This is a genomic window from Arthrobacter rhizosphaerae (assembly GCF_023062595.1).
Classification (GTDB): domain Bacteria; phylum Actinomycetota; class Actinomycetes; order Actinomycetales; family Micrococcaceae; genus Arthrobacter; species Arthrobacter rhizosphaerae.
Map to the genome: position 1 here is coordinate 25,041 of NZ_JALLAN010000015.1, position 17,812 is coordinate 42,852.

Consider the following 17,812-nt stretch of genomic DNA (forward strand, 5'->3'; position numbering starts at 1 on the left):
TCGCGATTATCTTCTTTGCTTTGAACACTATGCATAGTTATCGTGCCTTACCTGCGTGGGTTCCGATCGAGCGCGAAGGCTCCATGAATTGAAATTGTCTGTCATTTTTCCCTTGAACCATGTCGGCTGCGATTCGTCCGATTCCCGGGCACATTTTGAAGCCGAAGCCTGCAAACCCGTTGGCCAGAAGAATGTTTTCGCTGCGGGGTAGGAAGCCAAGGAAAGGGATCCAGTCATCCACGTAGAAGTCTGCCCAGGCGCCAGCCCTTATCGGACTCTTGTTGAGTCCGGGAAAGTATCGGGCGACGTGCCTCTCCATGTACTGAATCTCCTCTACCGTCTGGCCGCGGAAGTAGTCATCAGGTCCGGTCATCTGAGTGGGCGCTCCACCGGGAGCGATTTTGACGGACCCTCCGCCATCCAGGCTTGGTGCACCATAGAGAGTCCCATCAGCGACTAAGCGCTGAAAGACTGGAAAGCTTTCCGCGCTGAAGTCATGCCCGGGTAGGGGGCTGAACCAGGTCAGTTTGATACGGCCGGCACGGCTTTTGGTGCGAAGCTCGGGAGTGAGATGTTCCCCGGACCATGAACCGGTGGTTACGATGACCTTTTTGGCCGTCCACTCGTTTTCACCGTCGGTCATCACCACGCCGTCTACCGAGGCATGCTGAATGCTGACCTTTGAGTAGTCGTGGATCTGGGCTCCCAGAGCCTTTGCGCGTGCTACTGCAGTCAGCACCGCCTGCTCGCAACGTATATATCCCTGGGTAGCGTCGAACATTCCGATCTCGTCGTGGTCCAGCTGATGTTCTGGAAAGCGGTTCTCCATGTCCAGCTGGCTCAGGTATTCCACCTCCACGCCGGCCTTTTCTGACGCTACCCTCGCGGCAACCATCCTTGAATCCTCAGAACGGCCAATCATGAGGCCGCCGGTTTCTGTCAGGATCTGGATGTCCGAGAACTCTTGCAACCTCTCCCACCGTGCGTGAGCCAGCTTTATCACCGGCGTATATTCCGGGCCGCTGGTCTGCATCCGCCTGAAGAGCCGCGTCTCGCCACCAACAGCTCCACGATCGTGGCCGATTCCAAACTGCTCAAACCCAACGACATCCAAGCCGTCTTCCGCGAGCTGCCATAGTGCCATGCTCCCCATGGCCCCCAAACCGATTACGGCAACGTCGAACTCCGTACGCATAAAAATCCTTCTTGCTGTTTCAGCTCATTTGGCCGAGGGAAGTTGCGCCAAACACGAGGGTGTCGGTGTCATATGAGTGCGCCAATTGGCGATTGAAGCCGCAGATCCGGGTGCTGCCCTTACCTGCTGCTGATCGCTTTCACTGCTCCTTGCCCAAGATCCTGGGGCCTTGGAGCGTCGTTAAGTAATGCTACTCACAGAACGGGTAGTTAGACAAGATTGTCCGACATAAATTTTGGACGATTTTCCGCGAAGGGCTTTTTCTCGGGCATGACTGCACCCTTCAGGCGATTTCCGCTCTGTGTTATGGCTACTCAGATCGGAATGATCCCGCTCTATGGCGGACGTTTTGGCTGATGTCCCGGGTGGCAGCACCAAAGGAAAGCGTGCGGCGCGCTTACGGGGGTTGGCTAAGGTAGACCCTCGGGGGACTCAGGCGCGGGAGGGCGTTCTGGGCGGCATCCTGAAAGCTGAGGTCATGCTCCGGCCTCTAGAGCCGTAGGCATCTGGAATATCGGTGGGATTACCGGAAGGTCAGCTCAGCCGATAACGGCACGCCGAGTAGGCCGAATGGGGTGCGCCATAAAGGTTCTCTCTTTACTTCGCGGTGCACTTTGGTAGCCGCGATGGATCAGGGTCTATGATTCTTCCAGCCCCAGTTCAGTAGCAACAGTCACGACGTCGTTGGAAACCTTGACGGGCTGCACTTCGCTGCCGTCTTCGGTCCTGAGCGCCCACTGGGGATCCTTCAGGCCGTGACCGGTGACGGTGATGACTATGGTCTTGCCGGTGGGAACCTGGCCGGCAGCGTGCTTCTTGATCAGGCCTGCGACTCCGGCTGCTGAGCCCGGTTCCACAAAGACGCCTTCGCGGGCAGACAGCCAGCGGTGCGCGTCCAGGATTTCCTCATCAGTGACGGCTTCAATCACGCCGCCGGATTCGTCCCGGGCAGCGACGGCAGTGTCCCAGGATGCCGGGTTGCCGATCCGGATGGCAGTGGCAATAGTGTCCGGTTCCGTGATCGGATGGCCGGCGACAAACGGTGCTGCACCGGCGGCCTGGAAACCCCACATGACAGGTGTTTTGGTGGAGACGGCCGGAAGCGTGCCTGCGGTCAGGGATTCGAAGGGTGCCGAGTACTCCTTGTAACCCTTCCAGTACGCGCTGATGTTGCCGGCATTCCCTACCGGAAGTACGTGGTAGTCCGGGGCGTCACCGAGGGCGTCAACGATTTCGAAGGCACCGGTTTTCTGGCCTTCGATCCTCGCCGGGTTGACCGAGTTCACCAGGAAGACGGGGTAGGAGTCACCCAGCTTGCGGGCGATGTCCAGGCAGTCATCGAAGTTCCCGTCCACCTGCAGCAGCGTCGCGCCGTGGGCGATGGCCTGGCTCAGTTTGCCCATCGAGATCTTCCCTTCAGGCACCAACACTGCGCACTTCAGGCCGGCCGCCGTTGCGTACGCCGCCGCGGAAGCGGAGGTGTTGCCAGTGGAAGCACAAACCACCGCTTTGGCGCCTGCCGCAACCGCTGCCGTCATGGCCATGGTCATGCCGCGGTCCTTGAAGGAACCGGTCGGGTTCATGCCTTCGACCTTGAGGTAGACGGTGGAGCCGGTAAGTTCGGAAAGCTGCCGGGCGTGGACCAGCGGAGTGCCGCCCTCACCGAGGGAGATTACCTTTGTGGCTTCCGTAACAGGCAAACGATCAGCGTATTCGCGGACTACTCCGCGCCATTGGTGAGCCACTTAGACTCCTTCTACCCGCAGTACGGATGTAACGGAATTGATGACGTCAAGGCCCTTCACGGCCTCAACGGCTGCTGCAAGTGCGCAGCTTTATATGCGCCAGAGCATGAGGGCTCGGCGCATGTGTCCCAATTTTGGCCAGAACACCGAACGGCTCCGCCGCTCCAGACCAACGTGTTCGCCACCCCATGCTTTGATTGGGAGTAGTTCCGAAAGGTTGACTTCATCCGATCACAAGGTTCGACCGGGTATCTCCGCCTCGTCGTGCTGGTGGTAGTGGTCCTCTATCGCGCGATGAAGAACCTCGGGATCCCCGCTCACGAGGGCATCGAGCAGTTCAAGATGCCGTTCGGTAGCGACGCTGCCGGGGTACTTGATGCCCGGGCGCAGGATCGTTGGGACGGTAATCACATTTAGAAATGGTTGCTGCCTTAGCCAGGTGTCTATCAGCCATGGGCGCTTAGACTCAGCTATCAGTGAGCCATGAAAAGTACGATCCAGCTCCCAGAACCTGTCAAAATCACGCAACAAGTCGAGTTCGCTCATCTGCTCGGCGCTCTCCCGCATGATCTGCACAGTCTCCGAGCTGACGGGAAATCTGATGCTCCGAATGGCTTGCAGTTCAATCATGGCGAACACCTCGCCGAGTCCCACGACGTCTTCGTGGGTGAATTCCCGGACTGTATAACCCCTGTGCGCTTCCCCTATGACGAATCCCATGGCCGCCAGACGCTGAAGGGCCTCACGAATGGTACCCCTGGAGACCTTGTGCTGTTCTGCCAGGTCAAGCTCGCCGAGCCTTTCCCTCGGGTACCGCGAGCCAAGCAGGATCTCGTTCCGAAGGGCGGTCGCTACCATGTCAACCCGGGTGGGGGGCTTCTTCTGCACCTTGCGGGAATCTGTTCCTGCTGGTAGTTCTTCGATCATTGTCGATACTCCTAGCCTGTTCGCGATACGGACACGAGGCATTACAACCGCGGTCTGCAACATTAATTACATCAGTTGTTTTGCCATCTGTTGTCCGTCCACTCCCAGATGCGATGATCTACATCGGCTGACAGGTTGATGAGGGAGTAAAAGCCTGAACAACTTCAACGGCGATTCCTATCCTCCAATGGGTTGGGTGCGGTATCGGTCCCAGCATGCAATGTGGCGCAGCTACATAGGCGTAGCGATACAAGCGATGAGATCACCAGTGTTCGCCGCCAGACTCGACAACCCATAAATGAGTACGCCCGGAACCGGAGACCGTGCCTCCTGAAGCACAGCCCCAAACGGATCCTCGACGACGCCAAGTAAGGCGCCGGCCTCGATGGATGAACCCGGCGCAAGACGGGGAAACCACAGGCCAGGGCTTTCGCACATCACACGTTGGCTCTTGAACCCAGGCAGCGGTGTTCTCGGTTCGCTGTCCACATTGAGCAGACCCGCGAACTTCACTATTCGATGAAGGCCATCCCGCTGGACTGCCACTTCTGGCGGGGACCACCTGCCCTCTCCGCCGACTTCGACGAGGACCGAGGGTATCCCGGCATGTGCAGCGGCCGTAATGGAAGATCCCTCGGTTTCCACCAACACAACCCGCGAAATATCAAATTGACTAGCCAGCTTGAGTGACGCGTCGTCTATGCCGGGCGTGCCGACCGGGCAGACGCCGGCAAAGTTATCCAGAACCTCAGGGATGTCACCGCTGTGACAATCCACGAAGTAGTTTCCACGAGAGATAACGTTTGACCACAGCCAGTATGCAAGCTGCTCGGTGGGTCCGCCATTTGGATTGCCCGGAAAGGCGCGGTTGAGATTCTTTCCATCCATCGGGTTGATGAAAGGACTTCTGTTCCGGAAAGAGAGAGGACTGGACTGTAGCGACGCGATTACAGTTCCTCGAATCGCCGTGGGATCGAGGCCGAGAACAAATTCCCGCACGGCAACCATGGGAACGTATTCGCCGCCGTGGACTCCCGCCGTCACAGCAAGAACCGGCCCGGGCCTTTCACCATGAACGATCACAACGGGAAGCTCAAGTGCCTCTCCGTCAATCTCGAGTGAACAGTAGCCCGATGACCGTGTCCCTGGCTGAGCAACCAGGTTCCCTACCTTGAACGGCTCACGTGGACGATTCATCTGGATTCCCATGACTACTACTCAGCTTAGAGGCAATGACGTGAATTGAGAGTCTGGTCCAAGGAACCTGGCAGGGTTCATGAAACTGACGTCGGTGGCCGTCGTGCCGTCCAGAACCAGGTCAGCGGCAATAGCTCCGAGGGCAGACGCCATCTTGAAGCCGTGGCCGGAGAAGCCGACCGCCACTACAACGCCTGCCATTCCTGGCACTGTCCCCAACAACCCGGTGTCGTCTGGGGTATAACCATCTGCGCACAGGGCAACCCGCACCGGGTCGGGAATCAGTCCAGGAAGGAATTCCCGGACCCACGCCAAGATGGGCTTCAAATACTCAGGGTCCCACGAAAGAGGCTTCTCCATGGACTCCACCTCGTCCATATAAACACTCCCAGCGACTTTCACCGTCCAGCCATCTGCGCTCGGGAATCCATAGAACCGAACTTTGTCCGGCCGCTCGTCTTCCTCGGACCTCCGGAGGAAGACCGGCAGGCCTTCTCGGCAGAATACGGATGGATCCACAGCGGGGAACCATGTCAGGACTTGCGGCAAAACGGAAAGGTGAACGCCCAGTTCCTTGCACACCGCCCCGGCACCAGTGCCCTGCGAGATGATCACCCGGGAGGCAATTATTTCTTCCTGATCTGTTCGGACGATGTATCGGTCACCGTACGTCTCAATGGTGTGGGCTTTCCGGTTCGCCAAAAATTTAGCACCAAGCCGTGTGGCCTCAATCAGGGCGGCGGTCACGGCCTTTTCTGACTTCAGGTAGCCTCCCTCAGGATCAAAGACAGCCACATCGGTCTCCCTGATCACATGATCGGGATACTTTGCCCTGGCCTCATCGCCCCGCAGAAGTTCGTAGTCGAGGCCATGCTCCTGCCCCGCCGCAATGAGTGATGCCAACCGCGGGTTGTGCTCGTCGAAGATCGTGACGGCGCCTGTGGCCTCAAGCAGCTGTGTCCCGCTAATTTGTTCCAGCTCACGCCATAGATCCTGTGCCCTTTGCAGGATGGGTGTGTAATGCCCGCCTTCTGCATAGACCTTACGGAAAACGCGCGATTCCCCGGCGTAGGCGGAAAAGGGGCCCGGGATCGAAAATCTGTCTATGCCAATGACCTGCAGGCCGCGGGATGCGAGCTGCCAGCTTGCCATGCTTCCTACAGAGCCCACACCGACGACGACGACGTCCGTTTCGAGTGCTGTCATGGTTTTACCTAGCTTTCCGTGATGAGGGTTTGGCTTTGCAGACGACTGGAGCGACCTGTATAAGCTCGCGGCCTGCTCTAACGCATGACCGCTCGACCTTAAACGTGTCTGTCCTGGAGCTTCTTCCGGTGCTCCATATCGTGTTCTAATCAAGATTGTCTGTCATTATTGTAGGACAGAAGCTATCATCAATCTAGCACCACGCACCCCCGTTAGGGAAGCATGGTTCCGCACGAATCAGGGGTGATTCCTACACCCACCGACAAAAATTAATGGCGATCTTTTATCAGGCGAAGTGGCCTAGAACGGGAGCAAGTATGGTCAAGGCGACAGTATTGAATGACACAACAACAGCTGATCCGGGGAAGCACGGTGCTAAGGCGACCAGTAGCACTCCGGGGCAGACTGAGGTGTCCCTGAGGGTATGGGATGGCGACGGTCTTCGGACCGGAATCTGGGAAGTTACCCCAGGCACGTTCACTAGCACACGTGAGGGTATCCACGAGATCTGCCAGATTCTCAGCGGATCGGCGACCATCACGGAAGCCGATGGAAACAGCTTTGATGTTGGGCCAGGCTCGCTTTTCGTCACGCCTGTCGGCTGGTCCGGCAGCTGGACAGTACATGAAACCCTGCGCAAGATGTGGGTTGTCCAGGAGCTCCCCGCCTAGCCTGTTCACCAAAGGTTCGGACCTGCCTGCCGTTGTTTTTCGGGTCCTGGGCCTTGACGAACGGTGCAGCAACAGGTCTCGGTATCTATGGGGAGGCCGAGTCCATATGGACTCGGCCTCCCCGTTTCAGCTGAGATACCCATTGGACTGAGTCCACACGTTCTACTTCCAAACCTCAACAGATCACCGACCGTTTCAGCGTCGGCTGATGAAGGAACCCATGCTTGAATCCAACAACACGCTCGCCATATCTCAGGAAAGTGGCGAAGACACTGCAACAGTCGGGGCAAGGTCAGGGGTTGCGAACCTTCCCGGCGGCGCCTTCTTTGAAGGGCGGTGGCAAACTGCCGAGATGACTGTGGAGGTCCGTGACCCCCAGGACGGTTCCGTGGTGGGCTGGGTCTGTACGTCCACGCCGGGGGATGTGAAGCGCGCCATTGCGCACATTCACCGCCACCTGCAGGTTCAGGACTGGCCGCTGCGGGCTCGCCGGGAGGCGCTGGAGAAGGCGGTGCTGTTGCTGGGGGAGCAGTCAACACGGTTTTCCATAATTGTTGCGGCGGAGAGCAGCAAAACCATTAACGAGGCCGAGCGTGAGGTGCGCCGCTGCATGGAAACGCTGCGGCTTTCGGCTGCGGCGTCTGAGGAACTCGCTGGGGCGACACTGGGCTTTGATGACAGCCTGGCCGCGGGGAGCAAGGTCGGTTGGTACAGCCGGAAGCCGGTTGGCATTGTTGCCGCTATCACGCCGTTCAATGATCCGCTGAATTTGGTTGCGCACAAGCTGGGCCCGGCGCTGATCGGGGGTAACGGCGTTGTGCTGAAGCCGTCGGGGCGGACGCCTCTGAGCGGGTTGGCGCTGGTGGAGCTGCTGCTGGAAGCCGGTGTGCCGTCAGGACGGATTGCTGCGATTGTTTCCGGCCCGGGTGTGTCCGAAGCGCTGGTCACGGACGAGCGGGTTGACCTGATTTCCTTCACCGGCGGCCCGGCTACGGCCGATCGTATCGCTGCGGCGGCTGGGGCGAAGAAGATCCTCTCCGAACTCGGGGGGAACAACGCCACAATTGTCTGCGCCGATGCTGACCCGGTGGCTGCCGCGGCTGCGATTGTCGCCGGTGCCTTCGGCGTGGCGGGGCAGAACTGCCTCTCCGTACAGCGGGTCTACGTCCACACGTCGTTGTTTGAGCAGGTCCTGGAGCAGGTCACGGCCGGGACCAAGGCTCTAAGGACGGGGCCGAAGCTTGACCGGTCCACCGATATTGGGCCGATGATTTCCGAGGCCGAGGCCCGCCGGGTTGAGGAATGGGTGGAAGAAGCGCGTTCCGCCGGTGCAACCGTGCATGCCGGGGGAACGCGCCGGGGAGCGTTCTACGAGCCGACTGTGCTGACCGATGTGTTTTCCCGATGTCGGGTCATCCGGGATGAGGTCTTCGGGCCGGTGGTGAGCATCCTGCCCTTCATCGAGGTTCAGGACGCCATATACGAGGCGAACAACTCTGAATACGGGCTGCAGGCCGGCATCTTCACGCAGTCCATCGATGTCGCTCTTGCCCTGGCGGACAAACTGCACGTTGGCACAGTGGTGATAAATGGCACCAGCGACGTGCGCATCGATTCCATGCCCTTCGGCGGGTTCAAGAAGTCCGGCGTCGGCCGCGAAGGCGTCCGACACGCAGTCCACGAAATGACCCAACCCAAAAACACCATCATCAACCTGGCCGAGCCAAGATCGGACAGGCAGAGCCTTGACGGGCTCATAGAGACAACAGCATGAACACGCCGGATATCCGTAGATAGGAACGATCATGTCAAAGAACCACGGTGATGAGATTGACGCGAGGATACTGGCCGAGCTTCGGAACAACGCTCGAATCAGCCTTGCGCAATTGGGCGAACGCATTCTCCTTTCCCGCAACGCCGTTCGGCAGCGGATTGAACGCTTGGAGCGGGATGGCTACATTCGCGGCTACACGATCAAGGAGTCAGTGGTCGATGGACGTTCAAAAGCCAGCGCGTTCCTGCTAATCCAGCGCAGGGACCGAATGCGAGGCAGTGATGTTATCGCCGGTCTGCGTGCTATTCCGGAAGTGGTTATGTGCGATGTTGTCAGTGGGGAGCTCGACGTGGTCGTCAGGGTTGAAGCAGCCGATGTGGCACGGATCCAGGAGATTTGGCACCGGGTCTCCGAGTTTCCCGGGGTGAAGGACATCACAACTGCGCTGTCCCTTTCCACCGTGATCGACAGGTAGTTCCGGATTTGCACACCTAATTGAGCTCCAGCGGTGCAGGATCATAGGACTCTGCACCGCTGAAAAGAAGAATATGCAGCCCATCGGAGCTCTCAACAGCTACGTCAACATGAGCTGTTCGACTAGAGACGTGGGCGTTTCCTTGGCTTAGTTGAATCCATTAAAGGCGGCCCTGCCCTTCGAGCGCCGCTACTATTACTGGCCACTACTATTACTGCTTCTCCGAAGCACAACATTTTGCGACCAGTGGCGTCGTCGGGCCATACCCATATGACGGAACCATCGGGCATAAGATCATCAATCACTGCAGATCCGCTGAACCCGTCCGCTTCAAAGAACACTCGGGTGCCGACCGAGAAATCAAGCCCCTGCCCTGCGTCCGCATTGATTTGACTGCACTCGTCCACGTGACTGTTCGAGGAAGCTGCCACCTGTTTTGTTTTGGTGATGAGGGGGGTCATGAGCCGAGGGCGTCTTTTGATGCGTTTGCTGCCCTTTACGGGAAGGGGGGATTCAACTGACATTGGCTTAGCCTCTTGAACATCTGCGTTCATGACGCTATTGCGATGACTTTGGGTTGTGTCATTTCCTCATAGGCGAACCTGACCCCTTCGCGGCCCATGCTTCCGTACTTTGAACCGCCGAATGGCATAGCATCATGCCGGTAGTCCGAGGAGTCGTTGATCATGACGCCGCCAGCGTCGATAGCCTTGGCCGTTGCCAAAGCACGTGCGAGATCCTTGGTAAAGACGCCGGCCTGCAGGGCGTATTCGCTGTCGTTGGCTAAGCGGATGGCCTCATCTTGAGTGTCGAAGGGTTCGAGCAGAACGACCGGAGCGAAGAGTTCCTCGCTCCATGCCTCGCACGAGCGGGGGACCGCGGTGAGAACGGCCGGAGTCAGGACTGCGCCGGTCAGATTGCCGCCCGTAAGCAAACGCGCGCCTTCCGCCACAGCCTGATCAATCTTCCGTCTGGCTTCTTCTGCCGCGGCCTGAGTGATCATCGGCCCCACATCGGTGCTTTCATTTGTCGGATTGCCCGTCACCAGCGCGTTTGTTTGGGCGACAAAGGATTCGAGGAAATCGTTGAAGACTGTGCGTTGAACCAGAATCCGCTGCGCGCCGATGCAGTTTTGTCCAGCCGCCCAGAACGAACCTGAGACGCATGCCTCCACCGCGGCGGGAACGTCGGCGTCTTCATACACGATGACGGGGGCGTTGCCGCCGAGTTCCATGGAAAGACGCTTAATGCCGGCGCTTGCGGCAATAGCACTTCCGGTCGCGAAGCCGCCCGTGAAGGACACCATTCTGACCAGCTTGGACTTGATGATGGTCTGGGCAATCGTACGGTCTCCCAGTACAACGATGACAAAGTCGGCCGGGATTCCGGCTTCCAGAAGCAGGTCCACCAGGAACATCGCCGACAGGGGCGTCAGCTGGGAAGGCTTCAAAATGACGGTGTTCCCACCGGCGATTGCTGGCCCAAGCTTGTGGGCGACCAGGTTCAAGGGATCGTTGTAGGGGGTTATAGCCGCGATCAGCCCAAGTGGCTCTCGGCTGAACCAGCCCAGCCGATTCTCAGAACCGGCAAACGAATCGAAAGGTACGACCTCACCGGCATTCCGGCGCGTTTCGGCTGCCGAGAGCTTAAGGGTGTTGATTGCCCGGGACACCTCTTTGCGGGCCTGCCGAATGGTTTTGCCGGCCTCAAGGACGATGAGGTTCGCCGCCTTGTCAGCCCTTTGCTTGAGCAGATCTGCTGCGGTGTCCAAGATTCGGCCGCGTTCATGCCGCGGCATTGCGGCGGCGGATCCGGCAGCGGCAGCGGCGCGCTTCAGCTGACGTTCAACGTCTTCCTCGGTTGATTGGGAAAGGCGGGCAATAACCGTTCCGTCGAATTTGTTGTAGACGGCCAAGTCACCGGCAGATTCCTCGGTCTCAGTGCGGACCGTGATGGTTTCAGACACGGACGCCTCCTTTGATGTATTCGTCAATGGCGATGATGTCGGAAACAAGGGCGTAAGCAGTTTCCATCCGGCCCGCTCCAGGGCCGGAGACAGTGACGGCGCCCAGAATGTCGGTGTTGAACGAAACCGCGTTGGTTGCACCTGAAATGCCCGCAAGAGGGTGATCAGCGGGGAGTGCTGCGGGCCGGACACTTGCAGTGATACGGCCGTCTTTGCCGCGGCCCGCTTCGCCAATGAGCTTCCAGCGCTGACCGTTCGCCAGTGCCTGCGCGACGTGGTCGCTGGTGATGTCCTGGATCCCCTTGGTGTCGATTTCGTCGGGGCGCAAGCTGGCACCCAAAAGTTCGTTTGCGAGAATGGCGACTTTCAGCTGCACGTCTGATCCGCCGATGTCTGCCGTCGGGTCCGCTTCGGCATAACCGCGCTCCTGAGCCTCTGCGATAGCCTCCTCCAGGCGCAACCCTTCTTCCATCCTGCCCAGCACATAGTTGCTGGTTCCGTTGAGGATGCCTTGGACTCCGTTGAGTTCAAGTCCCTTGAGCATCTTCCGTGCCAGACGCAGGACAGGAGTCCCGCTCATGACCGAGCCTTCGAACTCGAACCTGGTTCCATTTTCTCCTGCCAGGGCGTTGAGTTCCTGTCCGTAGAGAGCGACTGGTCCTTTGTTCGTGGTTACGACGTGCTTGCCCGAAGCGAGTGCCCAGCGAACGTGGGATACGGCAGGCTCCCCGTCAATAGGGCTTGTGAAGGTTGCCTCGACGATAATGTCAGCAGGCCCGTTCTTAATGACTTCTTCGTTACGCGGTTCAGGAGATCCGCCCCGGAGTCCTTCGAAGGAGGCACCTCGCGGCATGGCTAGCACTGCAGCAAGATCAATTCCGTCCGCTTGAACAAGCGAACCGAAGGCAAGATCAGTAATCGCTACTACGCGGAGTTCGAATCCGAGAGACGCGAAACGGTGTGGCTCGTCTCGGATGAGCTCGGCTAAAGCTCGGTTGACTCCCCCGAAACCGATCAGGGCCAGGTTGTACGTCGTCACTTGTTCTCCCTTGTTTGCTGCTAAACCTTGTGCTTCCAGCATCCGTCCCTCGAGTGTCAGTTACCTATGGTCACTTCGCTCCCTGACTATGGCGAACCGACCAAAACTGCAGATCCTTTGGAACAAAAATTCAGACCGACCAACGCACCGGGCGAGGCTCGTCATGAGTCAAAGCGACCTATGGCATCCGAAGCTATTCGGGCGTAGCGTCGATTGAAGAATGGCGGCCGCGGCAGTCTGCTATATACGGGCCGTGCAGGCTGGCGTTGGTTTTCAAAGGAGCCGGGATGGCTGGATGGAATGCTGATACGGCGGCAGGCCCATTAGGTGGCGGTGCGGTCACCCTGGTGGAGGGCTCATCCTTCTGTATTTCCATGTCAAACGGGGATATCAATCCTTCACATCCACATGGTGTTTTCGTTCAGGACACCCGTATTCTGTCCGGCTGGAGCCTGAACATTAACGGGCAGCCGCTGGAGCCACTGGCGGCGCAAATGCTGGAACCGTACCGGGCACGGTTCGCCGGCCGAACTACCCGCTCAGACGGGTATGCGGACAGCCCGCTGGTCGTGGAGCGGCTACGCGAAGTGGGGGCCGGAATTCAGGAGCAAGTAACTGTTCGAAACTATTCTCCCGAGCCGGCGGACTGCGTTGTATCTGTTCGAGTGGAGGCCGATTTCGCCGATCTGTTCGAAGTGAAGGAAGCTCGAATCCCGCGCCGCTGGGCTGAGACGCGCCACGTCGAAGGCGGATCGCTGGCTATCAGGGCTTCCTGGCAAGGTATCCGGAAGGGTGTCACTGCCCATGCGCCCGGCGCCAATATCACTGTGGACGGTATTACATACAACATTTCAATCCCAGCTCACGGCGAGTGGAGCACCGTTCTTACCGTGAGGCCGGGTATAGGGGGAGCAGAAGCGGACAGCGGGTTTGTCCATACGGGTGGGGATGGGTTGCTGTCTCCCCGGGATGTGCGGCGACGGGAGTGGGTGGCCAAGATTCCTGTGCTGCATATGGGCAACCGCTCCATCGAGCGGACGTTGCGGCGCAGCTATGACGACCTGGGGTCCCTTCGTATCGAGGATCCTGATCACGCCGAGCGTGTCGTGGTAGCAGCAGGGGCTCCTTGGTTCATGACACTGTTCGGTCGCGACGCGCTGTGGGCATCGGAAATGGCTATGCCGGTGGATCCCTCGCTGGCCATGGGAACGCTGCAGACCCTGGCGGATCGCCAGGGTCGCGTGGTGGATGCGATGAGCGAAGAAGAGCCGGGCAAGATCCTGCACGAAGTCAGGCTCGATGTTTCCAGCGGGTTGTCTTTGGGAGGCAAGTCCATCTACTACGGCAGCGTCGACGCAACGCCCTTGTTCGTCTGCTGGCTCGGGGACGCCAGCCGTTGGGGGTTTGCGCCGGAAACCATAGCCAACCTGCTGCCCAATGCAGACCGCGCACTGGATTGGATACGTGATTATGGGGACAAGGACGGGGACGGCTTTGTCGAGTACGAGCGCCTCAACCCGCAGGGCCTGATAAATCAGGGCTGGAAGGACTCCTGGGACGGAATCAACTTCGCGGATGGCACCCTGGCCGAGCCTCCAATCGCCCTTTGTGAAGTGCAAGCCTATGTCTACTCGGCGTACATGGCTCGTTCGTGGATTGCCTACGACACCGGCGACACGCCCTTAGCCGAGGAACTCGCTGAGCGTGCCGCGCAATTGAAAAAACGGTTCAATGAGCAGTTCTGGATACCCGAGCGCGGCTACTACGCCGTTGCTCTAGACGGAAAGAAGCGCCAGGTGGATGCGTGCGCTTCCAACATGGGCCAGTGTTTGTGGTTCGGCTTGGTGGATGAGGATAAGGCGCCATTGGTGGCCGAACGGTTGATGTCCCCGGAGATGTTCAGTGGTTGGGGAGTACGGACCCTGGCTTCTGACATGGGTGCCTACAACCCCGCCAGCTACCACAACGGATCAGTCTGGCCACACGACAATGCCATTATCGCTGCTGGTCTTTTACGGTACGGCTTCATAGCCGAGGCGCAAAGGATTTCAACAGCTCTATTCGAAGCGGCTGACTTTTTCGAGGGTCGCCTGCCCGAGCTGTTCTGCGGCTTCAGTAGGGAGCAGTTCCCCGAGCCAGTGCCCTACCCAACGGCTTGTGCGCCTCAGGCGTGGGCAGCGACTACACCTATCCTGCTAGTGACCAGCCTCATGAGATACGACGCCGATGTTTCCAAGGGGGGCCTTTGGATGGATCCTGTACTGCCGGAGTCTTACGGAGATGTGCACATCAGCAATGCCCCTATGGCAGGGGGTCGCATCACTATCGATATTGCCAATTCCGTCCCACGCGTGGAGGGACTCCCAAGAGGAATGGTGCTGAACCGTGGGCACCGGCCGTTTTTCACAGAATTAGTGGAGAAAGCCGGCAGAGGCCGCAAACCGCAAGTATAGACAGGCCCGATCCAAGCAACCCCGATTCACCCGTGGCTGCCACCCAAACTCAGCCTACGGGCAGGCTCGGGCTCCTTCGGAGGCAATGCTTTCTACTCGTTCAGTCCAGGATCTTGGACCCGCGCTGTAAATAAACAGGTCAGATCTAGATCCCCGATTGTCCATCAAGATTGTCGGACAGTGTATTATCATGGTCGTAACTCCTTGTAGCTGAGCTCGGAACAGTTGGACCCACTGATGTGTGGATGCCCTCAACCCATAGGATCACCACCCCTCAGTTCCACCTGCTGTTGGTCAGTACCTCCACCGTTCTATTTACAGCACCACTTCAAGGTTTTACGTCCAAGCCAACAACAGTTGGTGTACTTCTTTCTTCGCGGGCAAATACGCCCAGAAACGGAATGACTTATGGTCAAGGCGACAGTATTGAACGAGACACAGACAGCAAATCTGGGAGAGCATGTCCTGAAGCAGACTAGCTCGACCCCCGGGCAGACAGAGGTGTCCTTTACAGTCTGGGAAGGCGATGGCGCTCGAACAGGAGTGTGGGAGGCCACTCCTGGAACATTCACTAGTACTCGTGAGGGCTTCAACGAGGTCTGCGTGATCCTCAGTGGAACGGCTACGATAACGGACGACAGCGGCAGCTTCGACATTGGGCCTGGTTCGCTATTTGTCACTCCGGCCGGATGGCGGGGCAGCTGGACCGTTCACGAAACCCTTCGCAAAGTTGGATTTGTTCAGAACCTCCCTGTCCAGGTGAACTCCTAAGGGGTCCCTCTCAGAGCGGCGTTGCTGCCTTTGCACCCGGGGACTAAGGGCTGCGGCGGGGGAGCCCGGACTCTACGGACCGGACTCCCCTTTAGCCGTAGCCGCCCAGGGACTTCCCAGGCCTTCGCTGGCGCTCCGTCGATCTGTTACCGGCTTTCATTGCCTCCTGACGTAAAGGATCCATCGTGTTTCGTGCCCTCCCGTGCGGCACAGAGAGATGAGGCCGATGGCCGCGCGGAGCCTGAACCCAAAGCCCGCCCAGAGATCTGCCGTCACGGTTGAGCCTGCGCCGCAACTGCTGCTGGCCAGCCAACTCATCTTCAACATCGGCTTCTATGCAGTAGTGCCGTTCCTCGCGGTAGCCATGCGGAACGATTTCGGGATGGGTGTGATGGCAATCGGCATCGTCCTTGGCGCACGCACCTTCGCCCAGCAGGGTCTGTTCCTTTTCGGCGGAGCACTTGCCGACCGGTGGGGAGCACGGCAGTCGATGATCACAGGCTGCCTGGTGCGGATCGCCGGCTTTCTGCTGCTCGCCTGGGCCGCCGACTTCCCGCTATTCCTGATCGGTGCAATCGTCACCGGTATTGGCGGTGCTCTGTTTTCGCCTGCATTGCAAAGCCTCGTGGGCTCTGCCGCTGAGCGCGGCACCATCCAGAAAAACGACCAGGAACCCACAGCCCAACACGACGACGGCGCTCACAAGGGTGATGAAAGGCAGATCAACAGAGCCAAACTCTTCGCATTACTGGTTGTCTGCGGCGAGGTGGGCGTGGTTGTTGGTCCGCTGTTGGGATCTCTCCTGCTCAATATCGGCTTTGACACTTCCCTATTGGCCGGCTCCGCTGTCTTCGCAGTGATGGCCCTGGTCTTTTGGCTGTTCCTGCCAAAGCCCCGTGCCCGAGCCCCAAAAACTTCAGCTGAAGCGCCCGACCACTCGCCGCCGTCGGGCCTTTGGTCCTGCCTGCGGGAGAAGAGGTTCATAGGATTCGCCGCCTTCTACAGCGTCAACCTCCTGGCGACCAACCAGCTGTATTTCGGGCTTCCGATAGAACTGGAACGGAGTGGGGCAGGAGTCAGTGCCCTGGCATTTGTCTTTGCCTACGCATCCGTCCTCACCATCACCCTTCAATGGCCCATAGCCCGGCTTATGCGCAAAGCCGGACCGAAAATCGCGCTTCCACTCGGCTTTGCCCTGCAGGCTCTCGGCTTCGCTTCACTGGCAGCCCTGGCCATCATCCCTCCGCCCTGCGGGGCTCCCTATGCTACCGGCCCTTGTGCTGGTGACAGGTCTTGCCCTGGGCAACATGTGTGTGATGCCGATGGCGATGGGACTCGTATTGGAGTTCGCGGCCAGGCGTCCTACCGGGGCGTACTACGGGCTGCTTGCAGGCGCAGGAGGGCTCGCCGTCGTCATCGGCAACACGGCCCTGGCCCCGCTCTACGAACTCGCCTACACGCCTTCAATCACCGCACCTGCTCCGTGGTTGCTGTTGTCCCTGTCAGCGGCAATAGCGGCAATATTCACGCGCAGGTTCGTCCCCAACCCGTCCAGCAGACATGCCTTCAGGCTGGAGCCGGCATAGCCTGTGCGGAGATTGCAGCCCTGATCATGCCGCCCGTGACCCTGTTGGGGGACGCGGTAGGACGGGAGGTTTCGAAGGCGCGCCCTGGTCGATGGCGACGTCGAGAAGCAGGGCGTCCGGCCGGAGCAGTCTCAGCTGTTCGCGGGTGACGACCTTGGAGGCGGCGCGGCCGGGAACCAGGACGGCTCCGATGACAACGTCGGCTTGGGAAAGTTCGGATGCCAAGGTGGCGACGTCTGACATGAGGACGCGTGCCCGGCCGGCGAAGACGGTGTCGAGCTGGCGTATTCGTCGCGCGGACATATCCAGGATGGTGACTTCGGCCTGCATTCCGAGTGCCAGAAGTGCTGCCTGAGCACCGACCACGCCGCCCCCGATCACCAGCACACGGCAGGGCGCGACACCGGGGGTGCTACCGAGCAGCAGGCCAGGGCCGCCGGAGTTGCCGGCCACATGTGTTGCGGCCGCATGGGCGGCAAGACGACCGGCGATTTCACTCATCGGGGTAAGAAGGGGCAGCCCACTCTCGTCCTGTACCGTCTCGTAGGCGACCGCCAGCGTTCCAGCGTCGAGAAGTGCCTCAGTTAACGGCCTGTCGGCCGCGAGGTGGAGATAGGTGAAGAGAACCAGGTCAGGACGAAGGAAGCCGTACTCTGCTGCGACGGGTTCCTTGACCTTGACGAGGAGTTCGGCCGAGTTCCGGGCTTCGGCCTGACTGACAAGGTGGGCTTGCCCGGGGACGCGCATATGGTCCGGGGACACCCGTATACCCTGTGTGTCCTCGGACCGTGTGCGCGTCATGGGGCC

General features: G+C 59.2%; 13 protein-coding genes and 1 pseudogene. 6 read left to right on the forward strand and 8 right to left on the reverse strand.

Going from position 1 to position 17,812, the window contains the following annotated elements; all coding sequences use genetic code 11:
• Nucleotides 1–37: 37 nt before the first annotated feature.
• The 5 genes from MU551_RS18110 to solA form a co-directional block, all read right to left on the reverse strand.
• Nucleotides 38–1,195 carry an FAD-dependent oxidoreductase gene (locus tag MU551_RS18110; protein ID WP_247047028.1) on the reverse strand — a complete coding sequence of 386 codons (1,158 nt, stop codon included), beginning with the start codon at nt 1,193–1,195 and terminating at the stop codon, nt 38–40.
• A 638-nt stretch (nt 1,196–1,833) separates the two neighbouring features.
• Nucleotides 1,834–2,940, reverse strand: a complete 1,107-nt coding sequence (gene thrC / locus MU551_RS18115) for a threonine synthase (protein WP_247047045.1) — start codon at nt 2,938–2,940, stop codon at nt 1,834–1,836.
• A gap of 231 nt (nt 2,941–3,171) precedes the next feature.
• Nucleotides 3,172–3,867: a GntR family transcriptional regulator gene (locus MU551_RS18120; RefSeq protein WP_247047052.1), complete on the reverse strand. Its 696-nt coding sequence runs from the start codon at nt 3,865–3,867 to the stop codon at nt 3,172–3,174.
• A gap of 231 nt (nt 3,868–4,098) precedes the next feature.
• Nucleotides 4,099–5,064 (reverse strand): succinylglutamate desuccinylase/aspartoacylase family protein, encoded by a 966-nt coding sequence (locus tag MU551_RS18125; RefSeq protein WP_247047054.1) that lies wholly within the window; start codon nt 5,062–5,064, stop codon nt 4,099–4,101.
• A 21-nt stretch (nt 5,065–5,085) separates the two neighbouring features.
• Complete coding sequence (gene solA, locus MU551_RS18130; RefSeq protein ID WP_247047062.1) at nt 5,086–6,270, reverse strand: N-methyl-L-tryptophan oxidase; 1,185 nt, start codon at nt 6,268–6,270, stop codon at nt 5,086–5,088.
• 335 nt (nt 6,271–6,605) lie between these two features.
• On the opposite strand from solA, the gene MU551_RS18135 reads away from it, so the two are divergent.
• From MU551_RS18135 to MU551_RS18145, 3 genes are all read left to right on the forward strand, one after another.
• Complete coding sequence (locus tag MU551_RS18135; RefSeq protein ID WP_247047064.1) at nt 6,606–6,941, forward strand: cupin domain-containing protein; 336 nt, start codon at nt 6,606–6,608, stop codon at nt 6,939–6,941.
• A 208-nt stretch (nt 6,942–7,149) separates the two neighbouring features.
• On the forward strand, nt 7,150–8,715 hold the full coding sequence (locus tag MU551_RS18140) for an aldehyde dehydrogenase family protein (protein WP_247047066.1): 1,566 nt from the start codon (nt 7,150–7,152) through the stop codon (nt 8,713–8,715).
• Between the two features lie 31 nt (nt 8,716–8,746).
• Nucleotides 8,747–9,190, forward strand: a complete 444-nt coding sequence (locus MU551_RS18145) for an Lrp/AsnC family transcriptional regulator (protein ID WP_247047068.1) — start codon at nt 8,747–8,749, stop codon at nt 9,188–9,190.
• A 550-nt stretch (nt 9,191–9,740) separates the two neighbouring features.
• On the opposite strand, the gene MU551_RS18150 is transcribed toward MU551_RS18145, so the two are convergent.
• Both MU551_RS18150 and MU551_RS18155 read right to left on the reverse strand, forming a co-directional pair.
• A complete protein-coding gene (locus MU551_RS18150) occupies nt 9,741–11,156 on the reverse strand; it encodes an aldehyde dehydrogenase family protein (RefSeq protein ID WP_247047070.1) in 1,416 nt (471 codons plus the stop codon).
• Nucleotides 11,149–12,195 (reverse strand): homoserine dehydrogenase, encoded by a 1,047-nt coding sequence (locus MU551_RS18155; RefSeq protein ID WP_247047084.1) that lies wholly within the window; start codon nt 12,193–12,195, stop codon nt 11,149–11,151. Before MU551_RS18155 ends, MU551_RS18150 begins: the two co-directional genes overlap by 8 nt.
• A 287-nt stretch (nt 12,196–12,482) precedes the next feature.
• On the opposite strand from MU551_RS18155, the gene MU551_RS18160 reads away from it, so the two are divergent.
• From MU551_RS18160 to MU551_RS23660, 3 genes are all read left to right on the forward strand, one after another.
• Nucleotides 12,483–14,648 (forward strand): amylo-alpha-1,6-glucosidase, encoded by a 2,166-nt coding sequence (locus tag MU551_RS18160; protein WP_247047086.1) that lies wholly within the window; start codon nt 12,483–12,485, stop codon nt 14,646–14,648.
• Between the two features lie 408 nt (nt 14,649–15,056).
• Nucleotides 15,057–15,419, forward strand: a complete 363-nt coding sequence (locus MU551_RS18165; protein WP_247047088.1) for a cupin domain-containing protein — start codon at nt 15,057–15,059, stop codon at nt 15,417–15,419.
• Between the two features lie 226 nt (nt 15,420–15,645).
• On the forward strand, nt 15,646–17,154 hold the full coding sequence (locus MU551_RS23660) for an MFS transporter (protein WP_372489891.1): 1,509 nt from the start codon (nt 15,646–15,648) through the stop codon (nt 17,152–17,154).
• Here the strand turns inward: MU551_RS23660 and MU551_RS18175 are convergent.
• Nucleotides 17,144–17,806, reverse strand: a pseudogene (locus MU551_RS18175) (NAD-binding protein); the annotation flags it as partial. The gene MU551_RS23660 and the pseudogene MU551_RS18175 overlap by 11 nt on opposite strands.
• Nucleotides 17,807–17,812 lie beyond the last annotated feature (6 nt).

Coding starts and splice junctions, on each gene's coding strand:
- MU551_RS18110 (WP_247047028.1), bottom strand. CDS start 1,195: ATGCGTACGGAGTTCGACGTTGCCGTAATCGGTTTGGGGGCCATGGGG.
- MU551_RS18120 (WP_247047052.1), bottom strand. CDS start 3,867: ATGATCGAAGAACTACCAGCAGGAACAGATTCCCGCAAGGTGCAGAAG.
- MU551_RS18125 (WP_247047054.1), bottom strand. CDS start 5,064: ATGAATCGTCCACGTGAGCCGTTCAAGGTAGGGAACCTGGTTGCTCAG.
- solA (WP_247047062.1), bottom strand. CDS start 6,270: ATGACAGCACTCGAAACGGACGTCGTCGTCGTCGGTGTGGGCTCTGTA.
- MU551_RS18140 (WP_247047066.1), top strand. CDS start 7,150: ATGAAGGAACCCATGCTTGAATCCAACAACACGCTCGCCATATCTCAG.
- MU551_RS18145 (WP_247047068.1), top strand. CDS start 8,747: ATGTCAAAGAACCACGGTGATGAGATTGACGCGAGGATACTGGCCGAG.
- MU551_RS18160 (WP_247047086.1), top strand. CDS start 12,483: ATGGCTGGATGGAATGCTGATACGGCGGCAGGCCCATTAGGTGGCGGT.
- MU551_RS18165 (WP_247047088.1), top strand. CDS start 15,057: ATGGTCAAGGCGACAGTATTGAACGAGACACAGACAGCAAATCTGGGA.
- MU551_RS23660 (WP_372489891.1), top strand. CDS start 15,646: ATGGCCGCGCGGAGCCTGAACCCAAAGCCCGCCCAGAGATCTGCCGTC.